General features: G+C 56.8%; 16 protein-coding genes and 1 tRNA gene. 10 read left to right on the top strand and 7 right to left on the bottom strand.

From position 1 onward, the window contains the following. The first annotated feature begins 33 nt into the window (after positions 1–33). The 3 genes from Pan97_RS05370 to Pan97_RS05360 all read left to right on the top strand — a co-directional run bounded on the left by Pan97_RS05370 (position 34) and on the right by Pan97_RS05360 (position 3,717). A complete protein-coding gene (locus Pan97_RS05370) occupies positions 34–1,347 on the top strand; it encodes a 3-deoxy-D-manno-octulosonic acid transferase (RefSeq protein WP_144971101.1) in 1,314 nt (437 codons plus the stop codon). Positions 1,348–1,613: 266 nt separating this feature from the next. Next, on the top strand, positions 1,614–2,747 hold the full coding sequence (gene metK, locus Pan97_RS05365) for a methionine adenosyltransferase (RefSeq protein ID WP_241676410.1): 1,134 nt from the start codon (positions 1,614–1,616) through the stop codon (positions 2,745–2,747). Between the two features lie 103 nt (positions 2,748–2,850). Continuing rightward, positions 2,851–3,717: a hypothetical protein gene (locus Pan97_RS05360; protein ID WP_144971099.1), complete on the top strand. Its 867-nt coding sequence runs from the start codon at positions 2,851–2,853 to the stop codon at positions 3,715–3,717. A 7-nt stretch (positions 3,718–3,724) separates the two neighbouring features. Here the strand turns inward: Pan97_RS05360 and Pan97_RS05355 are convergent, their stop codons facing one another. Together Pan97_RS05355 and Pan97_RS05350 are read right to left on the bottom strand one after the other, a co-directional pair. Continuing rightward, positions 3,725–4,186, bottom strand: a complete 462-nt coding sequence (locus Pan97_RS05355) for a hypothetical protein (protein ID WP_144971098.1) — start codon at positions 4,184–4,186, stop codon at positions 3,725–3,727. An 18-nt stretch (positions 4,187–4,204) separates the two neighbouring features. After that, entirely contained in the window at positions 4,205–4,708 is a 504-nt protein-coding gene (locus Pan97_RS05350) for a hypothetical protein (RefSeq protein WP_144971097.1), read from the bottom strand. Positions 4,709–4,960: 252 nt separating this feature from the next. Between Pan97_RS05350 and Pan97_RS05345 the strand changes: the two genes are divergently transcribed. The 3 genes from Pan97_RS05345 to ruvX are packed head-to-tail and all read left to right on the top strand — an operon-like array spanning position 4,961 to position 7,955. After that, complete coding sequence (locus Pan97_RS05345) at positions 4,961–6,376, top strand: UTP--glucose-1-phosphate uridylyltransferase (protein WP_196782289.1); 1,416 nt, start codon at positions 4,961–4,963, stop codon at positions 6,374–6,376. Between the two features lie 10 nt (positions 6,377–6,386). Beyond that, positions 6,387–7,463, top strand: a complete 1,077-nt coding sequence (locus Pan97_RS05340) for a mannose-1-phosphate guanylyltransferase (RefSeq protein ID WP_144971096.1) — start codon at positions 6,387–6,389, stop codon at positions 7,461–7,463. Positions 7,464–7,475: 12 nt separating this feature from the next. Beyond that, a complete protein-coding gene (gene ruvX / locus Pan97_RS05335) occupies positions 7,476–7,955 on the top strand; it encodes a Holliday junction resolvase RuvX (RefSeq protein WP_144971095.1) in 480 nt (159 codons plus the stop codon). Here ruvX and Pan97_RS05330 read toward each other — a convergent pair. Beyond that, positions 7,952–9,220, bottom strand: coding sequence for an MFS transporter (locus tag Pan97_RS05330; protein WP_144971094.1), 1,269 nt, complete (start codon positions 9,218–9,220; stop codon positions 7,952–7,954). The two genes, ruvX and Pan97_RS05330, sit on opposite strands and share 4 nt — an antisense overlap. Before the next feature lie 138 nt (positions 9,221–9,358). On the opposite strand from Pan97_RS05330, the gene Pan97_RS05325 reads away from it, so the two are divergent. Beyond that, positions 9,359–10,639 (top strand): phenylacetate--CoA ligase family protein, encoded by a 1,281-nt coding sequence (locus tag Pan97_RS05325; protein WP_144971093.1) that lies wholly within the window; start codon positions 9,359–9,361, stop codon positions 10,637–10,639. Between the two features lie 4 nt (positions 10,640–10,643). After that, positions 10,644–10,970 (top strand): DUF971 domain-containing protein, encoded by a 327-nt coding sequence (locus Pan97_RS05320; RefSeq protein WP_144971092.1) that lies wholly within the window; start codon positions 10,644–10,646, stop codon positions 10,968–10,970. A 12-nt stretch (positions 10,971–10,982) separates the two neighbouring features. On the opposite strand, the gene Pan97_RS05315 is transcribed toward Pan97_RS05320, so the two are convergent. The 3 genes from Pan97_RS05315 to Pan97_RS05305 all read right to left on the bottom strand — a co-directional run bounded on the left by Pan97_RS05315 (position 10,983) and on the right by Pan97_RS05305 (position 12,478). Continuing rightward, a complete protein-coding gene (locus Pan97_RS05315; protein WP_144971091.1) occupies positions 10,983–11,657 on the bottom strand; it encodes a hypothetical protein in 675 nt (224 codons plus the stop codon). Between the two features lie 153 nt (positions 11,658–11,810). After that, positions 11,811–12,074, bottom strand: a complete 264-nt coding sequence (locus tag Pan97_RS05310) for a hypothetical protein (RefSeq protein ID WP_144971090.1) — start codon at positions 12,072–12,074, stop codon at positions 11,811–11,813. Between the two features lie 146 nt (positions 12,075–12,220). After that, complete coding sequence (locus tag Pan97_RS05305) at positions 12,221–12,478, bottom strand: hypothetical protein (protein ID WP_144971089.1); 258 nt, start codon at positions 12,476–12,478, stop codon at positions 12,221–12,223. A 314-nt stretch (positions 12,479–12,792) separates the two neighbouring features. Here Pan97_RS05305 and Pan97_RS05300 point away from each other — a divergent pair. Further along, a tRNA-Leu gene (locus tag Pan97_RS05300) sits at positions 12,793–12,878 on the top strand. Positions 12,879–12,907: 29 nt separating this feature from the next. Further along, on the top strand, positions 12,908–13,405 hold the full coding sequence (locus Pan97_RS05295) for a DUF1569 domain-containing protein (protein ID WP_174819540.1): 498 nt from the start codon (positions 12,908–12,910) through the stop codon (positions 13,403–13,405). Between the two features lie 40 nt (positions 13,406–13,445). Here the strand turns inward: Pan97_RS05295 and amt are convergent, their stop codons facing one another. Next, positions 13,446–17,285, bottom strand: a complete 3,840-nt coding sequence (gene amt, locus Pan97_RS05290) for an ammonium transporter (RefSeq protein WP_144971088.1) — start codon at positions 17,283–17,285, stop codon at positions 13,446–13,448. Positions 17,286–17,358: the final 73 nt, after the last annotated feature.

Raw genomic sequence — 17,358 nt, 5'->3', positions numbered from 1 at the left:
CATACCGCTAGTAGCAACTCCGGGACGGATCCCATGTTCACCTGGCTACTCAACTTCGTCTACCTGGCCCTGGTCACCGTCGCCAGCCCGTTCTTACTGTGGGCTGCCGTGACCAAGGGTAAGTACCGCGAAGGGTTCGCGGAAAAGTTCCTCGGAAGCGTTCCCTCTCGGCCGGAGGGCACCTCGCAGCATCTCTGGCTGCACGCGGTCAGCGTGGGGGAAGTCAACCTGCTTGCTCCCTTGATTAAAGAGCTTCAGCAAGCCTATCCCGGCGTCACCTTTCACATCACCACGACCACCAAGGCCGGGCACGAACTGGCCCTGACCAAGTACGCCCAGCATACGGTCAGTTACGCACCGCTCGATTTCTCGTGGGCGATCCACCGTGCCTATCGGCGTATCCAGCCAGACGCGGTGCTCCTCGCGGAGTTGGAACTTTGGCCGAACCTGGTTCGCTTTGCCGATCGACACGATGCCAAGATCGGCGTGGTGAATGGCCGCTTGAGCGAGAAGAGCCATCGCGGTTATCGCCGCATCCGTTTTCTCGTCGGTGCCTTGCTGCAACAGCTGGACTGGATCGGTGCCCAGGATGAAACCTATGCGGCCCGGTTCATCGACCTGGGAGCCAATCCCGACAAGGTCCAAGTGACCGGCTCGATCAAGTTTGACGGCATCACGCCCGATCGCCAGAACCCCCAAACCCAGGCCTTTGGTCAGCTTGCGGGTCTGGCCAAAGACGATATCGTCTGGCTGGCCGGCAGTACTCAAAACGGCGAAGAAATAATCATTCTGGAAGCGTTCCAAGCGGCCCAAAAGCAAGTGCCGAGCTTGAAACTATTGCTCGTTCCACGACATCCGCATCGCTTCGACGAAGTCGCGACGTACCTTCAATCGCAAAACGTGCCCTTTCAGCGCCGCAGTCAACTTACCGCGGAACGTTGCGGCAATGGCAACATCCTGCTCGTCGATAGCGTCGGCGAGCTTTCCGCCTGGTGGGGAGCCGCGGACATCGCGTTTGTGGGTGGCAGTCTGGGCAATCGCGGTGGACAAAACATGATTGAGCCAGCCGCCTATGGCGCCGCCGTTGCCGTGGGGCCCAACACCTGGAACTTCAAAGACGTGGTCGAGCGCCTCGAGGCAGCCGATAGCCTGACGGTCGTCCACGACGCCGAGAGCCTGGCGGCGTTCGTCGTAAAGGCTTCCCTCGACACTACTTGGCGGCAGCAGCAAGGAAAGCGGGCCAGAGAAGTCGTTCTGGCCCAGCAAGGCGCGACGGCGCGCACGATCCATGGCCTGAAGCCACTTCTCGATCCGCCCAAGATCGTCAAATTCCGCACGGCCGCTTGACGTTACGTTCCCTGAGGCCGACTGTAACCCAGTGCGCTATGCGAATCTGATCCCTGACCGCGAGAATTCCGCCTTGTAAGTCATTTTCGGCTTATTTACCCGGTTGTTCGTCTTCTTCTCTTATCCCTATAATGCCCTATTCGCCAACAGGCTGGGGCCATGTGTTGGTGGTACCATTCCTCCCCGCGCACTGGCGCAGCATCGTATCTCAGGAGAATCTATCGGTGGCTTCTGGAAAGTATTTGTTCACTAGCGAATCGGTCAGCATGGGTCACCCCGATAAGATGGCCGACCAAATTTCGGACGGCATCTTGGACGCACTGCTCGCTCAAGACCCTTACAGCCGCGTTGCCTGCGAAACGATGGTTACCACCGGCGTTGCCATCGTAGCTGGTGAAATCACCACCAAGGCAACCATCGACTACCAAGACGTGATTCGCCAGGTGATTCGCGACATCGGTTACACCAACGACGACATGGGCTTCAATGCCGACACGTGTGCCGTCATGGTGACCCTGGACCGTCAAAGCCCTGACATTGCTCAAGGCGTCAACGACGACTCGGCCAAGGGCAAGGAAATCGGCGCCGGTGACCAGGGTCTGATGTTTGGCTACGCGTGTAACCATACCCCAGAACTGATGCCGCTGCCGGTAGCTCTTTCGCACCGCATCCTGAACCGCTTGACCGAAGCTCGCCAGAACGGCGAAGTCAATTGGCTGCGTCCCGACAGCAAGAGCCAGGTCACCGTTGAATTCGACGGCGATCGGCCGGTCGGCATCCATACGGTGGTCGTTTCGACCCAACACGCCGACGGCGTCGACAATGAAACGATCCGCAAGTTCGTCATTGAAAACGTCATCAAGCCGGTTCTGCCGGAAGAGTTCCTCGACGACGACATCATCTTCCACATCAACCCAACCGGCAAGTTCGTCGTCGGTGGCCCCATGGGTGACTGCGGCCTGACCGGTCGTAAGATCATCGTCGACACCTACGGCGGCTGGGGCCGTCACGGTGGTGGTGCCTTCAGCGGTAAGGACTCGACCAAGGTCGACCGCAGCGCCGCCTACATGGGACGCTACGTCGCGAAGAACATCGTCGCCGCCGGCCTGGCCGATCGCTGCGAAGTTCAGCTGGCTTACGCCATCGGCGTGACCGATCCTGTTTCGGTTCACATCGACACGTTCGGAACCGGCAAGGTCGACGACGAAAAGATCGCCGAGATCGTCAAGGACGTCTTCCCGCTGAGCCCTGGCGGCATCATCGACTACCTGGACCTGCGTCGTCCGATCTTCCGCGCCACCGCGGCAGGCGGTCACTTCGGTCGTGATGAATTCCCTTGGGAAGCCACCGATAAAGCGGAAGAACTGGCCAAGCTGGCTGGTGTGACCGTTTCGGCGTAGGTTCGCCACCGAGCATATATCCGCATTGCGAGAATTCAGGGTTCCTGTCACACTTCGTGGCAGGAACCCTTTTGTTTGCGCCCCGCTTGCAGGATGTGTTGGCATGGAACGCCAAAACCCCGCCGTTTCTCCGGAACTCCGTGGAATTTGCCTCTCGCTGGCAGCCGGAGGAACCGCACTGCTAGCGACCTCGGCCATGATTGCCTGCGGCACACGACTCTCGGTAGGCGAATTTGAACTCCTCTCGGCCGGGCCCTCACTGGCGATTGTCTTGCTTACCGCTGCCTGGTGCGCGTCGATTCGCTCCGGCTGGTTAGCCGCTTCGCCAAAAGCCTTCGGCCCGAGCCTGCACGCTGCGATTGCGATCGTTCCCTTCGTCTCGGCGGTCTTGATCGCACGAGCCGTCACCTTCGCTCCGCTGACCGAGTTCTCGACCTTCCTGCTTTGGTTTGCTATTTTGGCGCAGGAAGGGACCACCCTTTCACTTTTCGTTTCGACCCTCTATGGCGAACGTATTGGTGAAGCGTTGAGTCGCTCTGAAAAGCACCCAGCCACGCCGACGCTCCAGCCGATGTTGAAGGTCGAAACCGAAGACAACCAACACGTCGCTGAAGAGCCGATCGAAGAAGAGTCATTGGAGCTACCGCCCGGCGTCACCCAGCAACTCACCCGGGCAACCGAGGCCGGCCAGGAACAAGTTTACGGACTGGTCCGAGCGAAGTTCGTCAGCGGGCAGCGACACGTCTATTTGCATGTCGGCTTCTGCCCTCCCCTGCCCAGCGTGCCGCACGTGGAACTTCACCAGGTGGAAGGCCCCGACGTACAGATCAAACCGGGCCAGATTCTGACCAGCGGCGTTCGCTTTGACTTGAAGCTGCGCGAAGCCCCAACCATCGACGCGTTACCGGTGTTCGAGTTCATGGCGACATGCCCTACTTCGGATAACGGAGGGCTCCGGGCAGCCTGTTGATCGCTTTCTATTTGAAGAATCGCTGACTCTCGCAAGCCGCGGCAACCAGTGCTAACAAGCCGTAAATAATCGGCAGAAAGGCAAGTGGTTCTCCCGTTTCTCTGCAGGCTTGAATCCCAGCACCGATCGAGAGCAAAGCCATGGCAACCGTCAGAATGATTCCCCATGTGTATCCATAAACGATCCCCAAGCCAGCCACGATAAGAACCAAGCCTCGAATCATAACACCGACGCCCATAACATACAGTTCTGCTACTGCCAAGTTGGCCGTGCAATCGTGAACGACGCGGGGATGGGCTCGATAGGCCACAGAGTACAACCACATGCCACCCAGCAACTCTATCACCCCTACTGAATAATTCAGCAATGCAGTAGGGGTGAGCTTTTTCCGCGGCTCACGAGGCGGTTTGCGTCGTGACGGCGAAGAGGTATCGATCTTCAAATTTCTGAGGTTGTCCTCAAGAGACATTGGCAAACCCCTAGGGCATCACTTAAACGCTCTGGCATTGTCGGAATTCAACAGCACCACCAGCGTGAAGATCGCGTAGCCTGCGAAGAACAGCCCCAGCGGGTTGAGGCCCAAGAGAAACATCACAGCCATCAGCGCCGCGATGCCTGCCAGGACGATCGTCAGAATTCGTCCCCATTCTTTTTGGCACTGCACGCCGTATCCAGCCAGGATGGTGGGTAGCCCAGTCAAGGCAAACACGACCCCCATACCGATGAACACGGCGCTCATGATCTTGAATCCAGCCATATCTTGAGGCGTCATCTGCTGTTCTTGCTCAATGACGCCCTGCATCATCTGTGTGAATGTCGCGCCGAAGATGGCCAGACAAGCTCCGCAACCGACCTGAAGTCCACCAAACACATAGTTAATGATCGCCACGGCGATGATCAAACCGGTGTTTGCCTGGCCAGGCGGAGCACGATACCCAGGCGACTGAGTCGGCACGGGAGAGCGAAATGGATCTTCTTCAAATTGTGACACGAAAGCGTCCTTCGAAACGTGCGTCGCGGCACCAAAGCAAAGGGTCAGGGTTGGCAGGGATTCTATCACTTCGCTTGCTGAGGGGCCAGATTTCGTGGTTAGCTCGGGCAAAGCGGGAATTTTTTAGGAAGTTTTCGCCGAAGATGCGCTCCCTCGGCGGTTTCGGCGCGGTGAATGCCCTGCTTGGCTTGTAAGTCTTAGCACGTTTCCAATAATGACGTGCAGCCACAACCACCACGCTAGAGAACTAACGTGAAATCGGAGAGTACGATGTCGTCGCAGCAGGAACTTGTCAAACAACTCAACGACGCCGGCCAAACGGAAATGGCCCAATACCTGGCAGTTTGTGAAGAAGGGATCGCCCAGAAACTGGCCGCCCAACTCGAGCAAGTCGATTTGAAAGAACTGGCCGAACTGGCGGGCGAATCGGGTTCAGAAGAGGCCCCGCGAGACTACACCAAGTTGCAGCCTCCCAAGGCCGTGCGTCTGAAAGACCAGGACAATCCCAGCAAAGTCGCGGCGGCACGCGAAGTTGGTGAGCAGCTTCTACGTGAAGGGAAGGTCGCCGCTCTGCTGGTGGCCGGCGGACAAGGATCTCGCCTGGGATTCGATCACCCCAAAGGGATGTTCCCCGTCGGTCCGGTCTCAGGCAACACGCTCTTTCAGATCCACCTGGAAAAGATCGTAGCCCGCAGCCGCCGCTATGGCCAAGCGATCCCGCTGTACTTGATGACCAGCCCGGCCACGCACGACGAAACGATCGAGTTCCTGGAGCAGCACGACCGCTTCGGCTTGGCCAAGGAAGATCTGTATATCTTCTGCCAAGGCACCATGCCCGCGATCGATAAGGAAACCAAGCAGTTATTGCTCGCCGAGCCCGATCAACTGGCGCTGAGCCCCGATGGTCACGGCGGGATGCTGGCCGCTTTGGTCAAGAGCGGCTGCCTGGAAGACATGAATCGTCGCGGCATCGAGCAGATCTACTACTTCCAGGTCGACAATCCACTGGCGGACGTCTGCGAACCGGAATTCCTCGGCCTGCACCACCAGGCCGACAGTGAGATGTCGACGCAGGTCGTCGCCAAGATCCTGCCGGAAGAGAAACTCGGCATCCTGGCCGAACTCGACGGACAGCTACAACTGGTTGAATACAGCGAGCTTCCCGCCGAACAGGCCGCTGAAAAGATTGAGGACGGCACCCTGAAACACTGGGCCGGCAACATTGCCGTGCACGGCGTAAAGAAATCGTTCCTCCAGCGGATGTCGACGCAAGCAGGCAGCTTGCCGTGGCACAAGGCAATCAAGAAGGTTCCTTACGTCAGCCCCGCCGGCGATACCATCGCCCCCGAGTCGCCCAACGCGATCAAGTTCGAGCGGTTCATCTTTGATCTTCTCCCTCAAGCCCAGAATCCGATGGTGGTGGAAGTCGATCCAGCACTTCGATTCGCACCGGTGAAGAATGCCGACGGGGCCCCATCCGATACACCCCAAGCCGCGAAAGATGCGTTATGTGCAGTTTACCGCTCATGGCTCATCCAATGTGGCGTCGAGTGTGCTGAAGACCGTAAAATAGAGATCAGCCCGCTGACTGCCCTCGATGCCGAACAACTCAAGCAAAAGCTGGAAGCCAAGCCGGACCTGGCCCAGGCCGACTACATCAACGACTAAGGAAAGCACCATGTTGCACGCGATTATCATGGCCGGAGGATCCGGCACGCGTTTCTGGCCTGCCAGTCGAAACCAACAACCCAAGCAATTGCTGCGGATGACGGGCGAAGCTTCCATGATCCAGGCAACCTGCAATCGCCTGGGGGACCTTGTACCCAGTGAGCAGCTTTACATCTTCACGGCCAAGCACCTGATCGAGCCGATCGCCGAGCAGCTTCCCAAAGTGCCGAAGAACTCGATCGTGGGTGAACCCCATAAACGGGACACGGCACCTTGCATCGGCCTGGCCGCACTTCTGGTGCAAAAAAACGATCCCGAAGGCACGATGGTGGTCATGCCGTCAGACCATGTGATCTCGCCCGAATCAGTCTTTCGCGAGGCGATTGAGGCGGCCGTGGCACTGGTCGATGCGAAGCCGGAACGAATCATCACGTTTGGCATTCCTCCTACCTACGCGGCCGAAACATTCGGCTACATCGAACGTGGTACGCCGCTCCCCTCGACCTTGATCAAGGCCTTCAACGTCGTGCGTTTCCGCGAGAAGCCCAAAGGCAAAATCGCCCAGGAATACTTCGAGTCAGGCAACTTCTACTGGAACGCAGGCATCTTCATCTGGAAAGCCAAAACCGTTCTTGATGCCCTGAAGAAGAACGAGCCTGAGATGTTCGCTCACCTGCAAGCGATCGCCGACAGTTGGGGCACTGACAAGCAAGACGAAGTATTCGACAAAGAGTTCGGTGCCATCCAAGGCAAGTCGATCGACTACGCGGTGATGGAGCATCATGACGAGATCGTCGTCGTTGAAGCCCCCTTCAACTGGGACGACGTCGGCAACTGGCAAAGCATGGCTCGCCTGCATGGACAGGACGAAAGTGGCAACACGCACCTGGGGGACGTTCTGGCGATTGACTCGAACGGCTGCATCGTTCGCGGAGAAGAGGGGCACCTGATCGTCACGCTGGGCGCCCAGCAGTTGATTATCGTCCACACTCCGGATGCCACGTTGGTTGCCGACAAGTCACGCGAAGAAGACATCCGCAAGGTCGTCAAAAAACTGGAAGAGGGAGGACTGCGGCACCTTCTATAAAGGTCCGCCATCATGAGCAACCAGATCCCTGAGATCCCCGAAAAAGGACGTATCGCGGCAGTCGACTATGGCACGGTTCGCATCGGCGTTGCCATCACCGACCCCGACCGGGTTCTATGCAGCCCTTTGGAAAACTACAACCGCCGCAGTCCCTCGAAAGATGCCCAGTACTTCAAAGAACTCGCTGAGTTGGAACGCATCGTTCTCTTTGTCGTAGGCTTGCCGGTTCATATGAGCGGCGACGAGAGTCAGAAATCGTACGAAGCACGCCAATTCGGCAAGTGGCTGTACGAGACGACGAACGTACCGGTGACGTACTACGACGAACGCTTCACCACCAGCGTGGCAAAAGAGTTGCTGCAAGAGGCCGGGCTGACGAAGAAACGCCGCAAAGCACGTTTGGATATGTTGTCGGCGCAGATCTTATTGACTTCGTTTCTGGAAAACCCGGATCGTGCCCTGGGTAGCATTTCTGGGCTCGAAGATCGCTAAGCCTCGTTGGAGGCGAAATCTTTCCCGCTACGTGAAGCCACAATCACCAGCAGCAGCCCAAGTCCCATGATGATCGCCGAGATCACGAACGGGGCGACGATGTTCAGCTTCAACAGTGGAATGCCCAACGCTGAGCCGATAATGCGGGCCAGGGAGTTCACGCTTTGACCAATGCCCAGAATCCCGCCCTGCTTGTCGGGATCGCTGCGACGCGAGATGAACGAGTTGAGCGACGGCATCATGAAACCGAAACCGGCAACCACAACGGCCAGCGAGCCCAATAACAGCCCGACTGACTGGTCTTGCGTGGCCTTCAGAATCAGCAGCATACCGGCGGCCATCAAGATACACCCGAATGATGCCAGGATCCCTTCACTGACCTTGCCAGCCACGCGTCGCACGATGCCCCCTTGGACCAGCGCGAGCGTGAAACCGATGTAGGCGTACGTCAGACAGACCTGGCCAAAGGTGAACGAAAACGGCTGTTCTTGTCCTTGACGCCCCTTGAGCAGCATCGAGAGGGTGGTCTCGAAATTCGCAAACGCAAACACGACCACAAACAGCGCAATCAAGAGCATCGCGATCGATGGTATGGAAAGCGCATCCCGCAGGCCTGCGACCGAAAGGTTCTGCTTGGCGGCCGAAGGACTATCGACCGAGAGACTCTCAGGCAATTTGAAATAAGCCAACAGCAGCGCCGCCAGGGAAAGCCCAGCCGCAGCGAACCCCGGTGCCGGGCCGGGGTCGCCGGTCCCGGTGGGCACGGCCAGGTATCCAAAGAGAGGACCGAAGGTAAAACCGAGCCCGAATGCCATGCCGATCAATGCCATCCCCTTGGGACGTTCCGTTAAGGTCGTCGTATCGGCGATGTAGGCCTGGGCCGTCGAGATCGTCGCCCCAGCAATACCGGCGCCGATGCGTGACACGAACAACAGAGTCAGCGACTGCATGATCGTCGCCACGCCGAACAGCGAGTAAAATACGACGCTCCCCAGCAAACCGATCATCAATACCGGGCGACGGCCGATCCGATCGGAGAGTCTTCCCCACAGCGGGGCGAAGAGGAACTGCATGGCCGAGAAACTGGCCATCAGCAGACCAATTTGCCAGCCTGCTTCATCGACGACGAACTGGTCGGCATAGATGGGCAGAAGGGGTAGCACCATGCCGAAGCCGAGCAGGTCGATAAAGACCGTCAGGAACACAATGCCCCGGGCCGCTCGATTGCTTTGCGGTCCTTCCGTTTCGACTTGGGCATCTGTCATGTACTTCTCCGGCTGGGTATGGGGCGGTGGGCGAAACCATCCATCTTAATCGGAATACCCCACACTGCGTTAGGTGGGGGCGGCGAGCAATCACCCTCCCGACTGGTCTTGGCATGTCGGACGTTTTATGATTCATCCATGGAACCGACTACCCCCCAACAGCGCGAAACGTATCGTTGCCACAGCCCTGAGAATCTGGCCGAGTATCAGCTGTCGAAGCTCAATGCCATGCTGGCCGAGATACTCCCGCAGAATGGGTTTTACGCCGAGAAATTCGCTGGCCTGAAACTACCACTGACGTCGCTCGAAGAGTTGAGCCAACTCCCTTTCACGTTCAAAGAAGAACTGATCGGCAGCCACGAGAGTGGCGACCTGGCCAACAACCGCACCTACGATCTCGACCAGTATGTCCGCTTTCATCGCACAAGCGGCACACGCGGACGCCCGATGGTGGTGCTCGATACCGAAACCGACTGGCAGTGGTGGATCGAGGCCTGGCAGTACGTGCTGGATGTGGCCGAGGTCGACAGCACCGATCGCTGCTTCTTTGCGTTCAGCTTTGGTCCTTTCGTGGGCTTCTGGAGTGCTTTTGATGCGGCGACCCACCGGGGCTGCCTGGCCATTCCCAGTGGCGGCCTCAGCACGACCGGCCGGCTGGAACTGATTCAACATAGCCGGGCCACCGTCGTCTTTTGCACCCCGACGTATGCCCTGCACATGGCGGAAGTCGCCCAGCAGAATCACACTCACCTCGACGAACTAGGCGTTCGATGCCTGATCCTGGCCGGCGAGCCAGGGGGTTCGATCCCTGAGATTCGCGATCGCATTCAATCCGCGTGGAATGCCAAGGTGATCGATCATAGCGGCGCCACCGAAGTCGGCCCGTGGGGATTTTCCGACGCGGACCAAACTGGCGTCTACGTCAATGAAGCTTACTTCCTGCCGGAATTCATTTCGGTCGATACCGGGACTTCGGCCGCCGAAGGGGAGCTTTCGGAACTGATCATCACCACGCTGGGTAGAAATGGTTCGCCGGTGATCCGCTATCGAACCGGAGACCTGGTGAAGCCATGCTGGAACACCGCAGGCCGTTGCAATTTCGTGCTGCTGGAAGGGGGCGTGCTCGGCCGCGCGGACGACATGATGATCATCCGCGGCGTGAACGTCTTTCCGACCTCGATCGAACAGATCCTGCGCGGCTTTCCCGAGGTGATCGAATATCGCCTGACGGCGGTAAAACGGGGCGAGATGGACGCGATATCCGTGGAAGTCGAAGACCGCAAACAAGAGCCCGAGCGGATTGCCCAGGAATTACAGCTGCGACTGGGCCTGAAGGTCGAAGTTAAACTGGTCGAAGCAGGCACACTGCCCCGCTTCGAAGGAAAAGGCCGCCGCTTCATCGATTCACGGAAAGGGTAGCCCCATGTCCGCCCAGCCCACTGCCCTGAGTCTGCTGCCTGATGGACGACTGAGGATCGACTGGAGTGACCAGACCGTTCGCGTTTACAAACCGCGCGATCTGCGAGACGCCAGCCCCGATGCCCTGACGCGTGAGAAGAAATCGCATCAAGCCGAGAAGCCGGCAAGTCAGCTCACGATCTTAAGCCCCGCCGAGATGGCCCCAATCACCATCAAGGGGATGAACCCGGTGGGGCATTATGCGTACCAAATCGTCTTTAGCGACGGGCACGACTCTGGCATCTATCGGTACGAATACCTCTACGAACTGGGCGAACCCTACGAAGCTTAGGGGCGAGCAAAGTTAGACGTCCAAGTAGAACTCGTGCAGAAACAGGCTCACGAAGTCTCCGTGCAGGTAAACCTGGATACAGACTGATAAGAGCATGAAGATCCCGACGGCAACCAGAAAGATACCGTAGGGATTGATCGAGAGTTTTTCGTGCTGGCGAACGATCTGTGCCAGAGCCAATTCTAACTGCCGCCAGCCAGTGAAGTCTTGCCGAGGCCCGACCGACTTGATCAAGACGTTTCGCGTGCCGTAGTCTTCTTCCATCACAAGATGCAACTGCAACGTCGGCAGGAACAGGGATTCGCCTGCCCAACGTGCTGCAGGGTCGAGGCCATCGGCCACTTCCCGCAACAGGGGCCGCAGGTGTTTGATCGTCGTGTTGTAAGCCACGATCCGCGGTCGCCGCGTCAGAATGAAAAAGGCCACCATCAGGAAATAAAGGGTCAGCATCATCAGCCACGCATAGGGACCGTAGACGCTAATCGACCAACTTGGCATCATCAGAGCCAGCGGGCCGATCATCGCAAGACCACTGAGCCCAATCGACAACGCCAACGCATCGCGTCCGCCTGAAGTGATGAAGGGTCCCCTGCGCAAATTAATAAAGCCAATCAGTGCCAGATAAGCCGCCAGCGGGCAGATGGCAATCGCCAATCGTACAGGGTCGCCCGTCAAATCGCCGGTCATGATCGATTCCCGAAAGAGTTGCTTGAGTCGGGACTCATTTTAGGTCGCGCTGAATAGTGTGGTCAATCGACCAGATCAAAAGCATACGTACCGGGCGGCTACTGAGAGAATCAGATAGCCGCCAGCACACCTTTTAGCAGCGCAAGAAAATTTCTAGGCGACCAGTTCGACGTTCACGATTCCGTGCATCTTGCACAAGCGAAAAACGTCAGCAAGATGATCAAAGCGGCAAGCAGATGCCGCAAAAATACGCACGCGGGTACTCTCGCAACGATTGTCACCGCACAGTTTTGCGAGTAACTCGGTCAATGCAATCATCTTGCCGTCGACGAACGTTTTGCCCGTCGGCGATAACACCACATCGAGTCGTTCCGAAGCCGATGTGCCCGCCAAATGAAAATGTCGAGGTGCGATCATCTCTCTCGTTCGCCAATCCCCAAAGGTCAAGTTGCCAATGTCGGTAAGACCCGAAGTCTGCCTGGGAAGTTCGCTTGGCCACTGCCGGAAAGGCTACTTCCTAACTTCGAGATTCAGCCTTTGAGCACTTAACGTGCCAAAATGAACTAACTTCGGCTGAGTACCTGACCCTCGATGATTGTCGGACGAACTCCTTGTTCCCTGGAATGTTGTTTGTGAATCGTCGATCTGCCAAAAATGGACTGGAAGACCGAACGAGCCGCCTCACCTGCCATCCTGGCCAGTAGCATCACCGCCGTTACCGTTGCCATCAGTAAGGTCACGCCGATCGCCACAAATGCGGCAATAGCGGCGGCGATGAGCCAAATCATGGTCTCTACGACGCTAGGCTGTCGGTAGTTCATGGTTTTAGATTTCTTTCTTGAATCCCTAATCAGCGATACGTGAAGTTCTGATGCTACTTCGCGGAAATCGTTTCGATCTTGGTCAAAAAGTCAATCCAAACCATTGGGCGGCGGGACACAGAACGCCGATAAGTACGTGCCGCCCAACTGTTTGGCATCAAACCACTTGTGATTCCCCGCGTGGGGTGTCACAATGCGTCTGATTGCCAACGCCCAGCAATATAACACCGCACCACCGGTTTGGGTTACTAGGTGAGCAAAAAATTCTCACTTTTTACCAGAAAACCCACCTGACGGCGGTTCATTTCTCCTTAGGCCGAGTGGCGGAACTGGCAGACGCACAGGACTTAAAATCCTGCGATGGGTAACCATCGTGCGGGTTCGATCCCCGCCTCGGCCACTTTTCTATTCATGCATCGGAGTTCGTTGATGGAAACCCGGTCTGCTCGCGGTGCGAAGGATGCGGGCCGACTGCGCGATTTGAAATTCGCGACGCTTGAGGAAGCGGTGGTGGATGCTCGGCAGCTTCTTGAATCGGGTTACGTTCGCCACGGTAACTGGACTTTGGGCCAGATATGCTGGCATTTGCGCACCGTTCAGGACCCGAGCATTGATGGCTATCCTTGGTTCTTCAGCTTGTTCGCGTTTCTGCGCCCGATCGTTCGGCGGACGCTAATGCCTAAGATCTTGCGCGGGGACTCGCCGCGAGGAATCCGAACGGCTTCCATCTTCATTCCGGCCAACGAATTGAACGACAACGAGGAAGTCGCGGCATTTGCAGAAAGTGTCGAACGATTCCTGCAGCATCAAGGCACCTTTCATCCACACCCTGGCTTTGGGCATTTGGATCTGGAAACGCTGCATCGTGTTCACGCGGCTCATGCCGCGCATCACTTGCGTTTCCTGCGATCCGCCGGCGAATTGTAGCAGGGTAGACTTTTCTAAATCCAGGAAAGCATGCGGTGGGCTAAGGCTTCACTCCGTCCGCACAGTCTGCCGGATACGTCGCGGAATGGTCCACTAAATCCCGAATCAACTCGATCAATAGCTGGCGATTGATTGGTTTGGTGGCGAAGTCGTTGCAGCCGGCGTCCAGGCATTTTTGACGGTCCCCCACCATGGCATGTGCCGTCAGTGCCACGATGATGCCTTGGTAGCCGGATTCTCGAAGCTTTCCGACTGCCGAATAGCCATCAAGTACGGGCATCTGCATGTCCATCAGAACGACGTCAAACGCCGAGCCGTTGGAAACTGCCTCTTGCGCCGCCTCGTAGGCCAGCTGACCGTTTTCCACAACTTTCACTACGGCCCCGGATTTTCTGAGCACGAGCGAAATCAGGCGCTGGTTATCCAGGCCATCCTCAGCGAGAAGAATCTGCAATCCCTTCAGCAGCCTATCCGATTGGTTGAAGTCCGTAGCTGTCGATGTTTTCGACGACTTGGAATCGTCCGACAATACGATCTCGTTTTCTGCCCCGTCCTTCAGCTGAACCATCGAAGACGAACGAATGTCTCCGGTAGCAACCGTGACGGTAAACGTGCTGCCGAAGCCTTGCTCGGAATCGACGATAATTTGTCCTCCCAACATGCTGGCCAGGCAGTTCGAGATCCGCAGCCCAAGTCCAGTGCCTCCGAACTCACGCGTGGTGGATGAGTCGGCTTGGATGAACGGTTCGAAGTTGGCGATCTTTTCCAACTGGGCGGGCGTCATCCCCAACCCTGTGTCGGTAACGCGGAACTGCATCAGACCTTGTTCTGGCAGATGAGAAAGCGAAATTACTACCTCGCCGATCTCCGTAAACTTGATGGCATTCCCAACAATGTTCAACAGAATTTGACGCAATCGAGTCGGGTCTGATTGAATCGTTTCAGGAAACTCCGAATCATATCGAAGCCGCAGAGCAATCCCTTTGCCAATCGCTCGTACGTTGAGCAGGGAGATCACCTCTTCCGCAATCGCATGCGGCTGGGTCGCTAGAACCTCTAGGGATAACTTTCCCGCGTCGATCTTCGACATGTCCAGAATGTCGTTGATGATCGCGAGCAGATGCTCGCCGTTGCGATTGATCGTTTCCAAGGCATTGTTATGCTCGTCGGATAAGTCTTCCGCAGATAGGTCGTTGAGGAGCAACTCAGAATAACCAAGGATTGAGGTCATCGGAGTGCGAATCTCGTGGGACATGTTCGCCAGGAAATCGCTCTTGGCTTGATTCGCTGAATTCGCTTGTTCGATCGCCTGTTGCAGTTCCTGAACGTCAATATGTACGCCGACCATTCGTTTCGGCGAGCCGTCCTCGTTCCAGGCCACCACTTCGCCTATATCGCGAACCCACAGCCACGATCCGTCCTTGCAGCGAACACGATGCTCGCAACAGTAGACAGGATCTTCTCCTCGAAAATGCCGCTGAATGGCATCCGTCGCCATTGATAGGTCATCTGGATGGCAAAGGCTGATCCATGTATCAACGTGCATCGGCAATTCCCCAGGCTCGTATCCAAGCATGGTATACCAAATATCGCTGAAGACCGTCTCACCAGTCGGCACAACCCAGTCCCACAAACCAGTGTTCGAGCCGCGAAGAGCCAGGTCAAGGCGTTCCGTCAATCGGCGGTTCTCCTCTTCGGCGCGCTTACGCGCTGAGATGTCCTGCGCAATCCCCAGATAGCCAATGATCTGGCCCTCGTCATCGTACCTGGCCGTAACGGTAAGCGAGACATCTAACGTCGAGCCGTCTTTGCGAACGTAGGTCCATTCACGTTCCTCATGCCCGTTGATCATGGCCTGCTTGACGAAGACCTGGAAACCTTCGACTCGCTCTCCCAACAATTGGCTTAACTCTTTTCCTCGAGCGACGACTTCCGACTCAACGTGAATGATCGCCGGCGTTTGCTTTCCAACCATTTCTTCGGCCGTGTAGCCAAGCATCGCTTCAGCCCCGGCATTGAACGTCGTAATGATCCCTTGACAGTCGCTGGCGATGATAGAGACGCGCGTCGCGGCCCCAAGGACGCCCTGCAACTCGTTGCTCGCCGCGATGGAGCGTTCTTCGGCACGCTTTCGGTCGGTGATATCGAACCGAAGCGAAACAAACTTTTCGATCTTCCCATCGCTGTCGTGAAAAGGAATGTTCGTGGCATCTACCCAATACAGGCTGCCATCCTTGGCTCGATTGCAAACTTCACCACGCCAGGTCTCTCCGGCGAGAATCGTCCGCCACATCTCTCCCCAGAACGATTTCGGATGGTGGCCAGAATTCAGAATGCGATGATCACGACCGATCAATTCGTCTTCCTTGTAGCCAGAAATCCGGCAGAACCCTTCGTTTACCTCGATGATTTTTCCCGATCGATCGGTAATCGAATAGAGCGTGTGTTTGTCGAGGTTAGACTTGAGTGAATGAATCTGTCGACTTGACTCACGTAGCTCCTTCTTTGCCTGGTAGAGTTCTTCGATCGCAATTTCGACTTGCCACTGCTTTTCCTTGAGCGACGACACGACGTTGTTGTATGCCTGAGCGATCTGTCCCACGTCGGTGTGCGACTGCAGGTCAATTTCAATTTCAAAGTTGCCTGTCTCGGAGTGTTGCTCCATGACCCTCAGCAGGTCGTGGAATTCGGATCGACTGCCGTGTTCGGACACATTCAATCCGATCGATTCGGTTTGACGATCGACCCGAAACGAACGAATCCGATTCAAACACCAGAGCACACCAAAGCCGACCCCAAAAGACCAGGCAAAGCAGACCGTCGCGCCCAACCCTTGTACGCCCAACTGCTCCCAACGCCCCAAGCCGGTATCAAGCACGGCCAGGTTGCCAAATAAAGCAACCGATAGGATCCCCCAGACGCCGGCGACGGCATGCACCGGCACGGCCCCCACCACGTCATCTATTCTTAGTTTCTCCAGCAAGTGCGAACTGGCCATCATGGCCAGGCTGGCCACGAATCCGATGACCATCGCATCGAACAGGGACACCACATGACAACACGCGGTGATGGCAACGAGACCGGCCAGGAGACCATTGATCAGTAGTTCCAACTCTCTGCGAATACGCAGCACGCGAGCAGCGGCCAGCGAGGTTACCGCTCCGGCTACCCCCGATAACATGGTTGCGGTGACGATATGTGGGATCCGGTCGTCCAGTTCGAAGGTGCTTCCTCCATTGAAGCCAATCCATCCAAACGCCAGGAGCAGCCCCCCCAAGGCCGCCATCGGCAAGTTGTGACCGACGCAGTTCGTTGAGTTTTTGTCGCCAAAGCGACCGATTCGCGGCCCCACGATCAGGCAAACCGCCAAGCTGATCCAGCCTCCCACGCCATGGACGACCGAGCTTCCTGCAAAGTCGACAAACCCCAGTCTGGCCAGCCAGCCACCACTGCCCCAGACCCAATGGGCATATAAGGGATAAATCAACAAGGCAACGACCGACGCCGTGATCAAATAGCTTACAAATCGCATTCTTTCGGAAACGGCGCCGCCGATAATGGTGGTCGCTGTTCCGCAAAACATGAGCTGAAAAAGAAAGAAGGCCTCGAGGCCCCCAGACTTTGAGCCGCCGTCGAAAAAGAAATCAGTGGTACCCAACCATCCCCAGGCTGTGGCACCATAGATCAGCCCGAAGCCTACGGCCCAAAAGATCACCCCCGAGAGAGCAAAGTCAGCCAGATTCTTGGCGGCGACGTTAATACTGTTCTTCGAACGAACCAATCCGGCTTCCAAACAGCAGAAACCGGCCTGCATCAGGAAGACCAAGGCCGCACAGCTGACTAGCCATACGTCATTGAATGTACTCGAAGAGATCTGCACGAACTGTCCCTCGAAGCGATAGTGACGACGTTTCCTGCCCCAAACGGTACTCTGTCAGCCCCCACAACCATGA

The organism is Bremerella volcania (assembly GCF_007748115.1).
In the GTDB taxonomy this organism is placed as follows: Bacteria; Planctomycetota; Planctomycetia; order Pirellulales; family Pirellulaceae; genus Bremerella; species Bremerella volcania.
The sequence above is the reverse complement of the archived record's forward strand: the minus strand, read 5'-3'. Positions and strand labels throughout refer to the sequence as shown.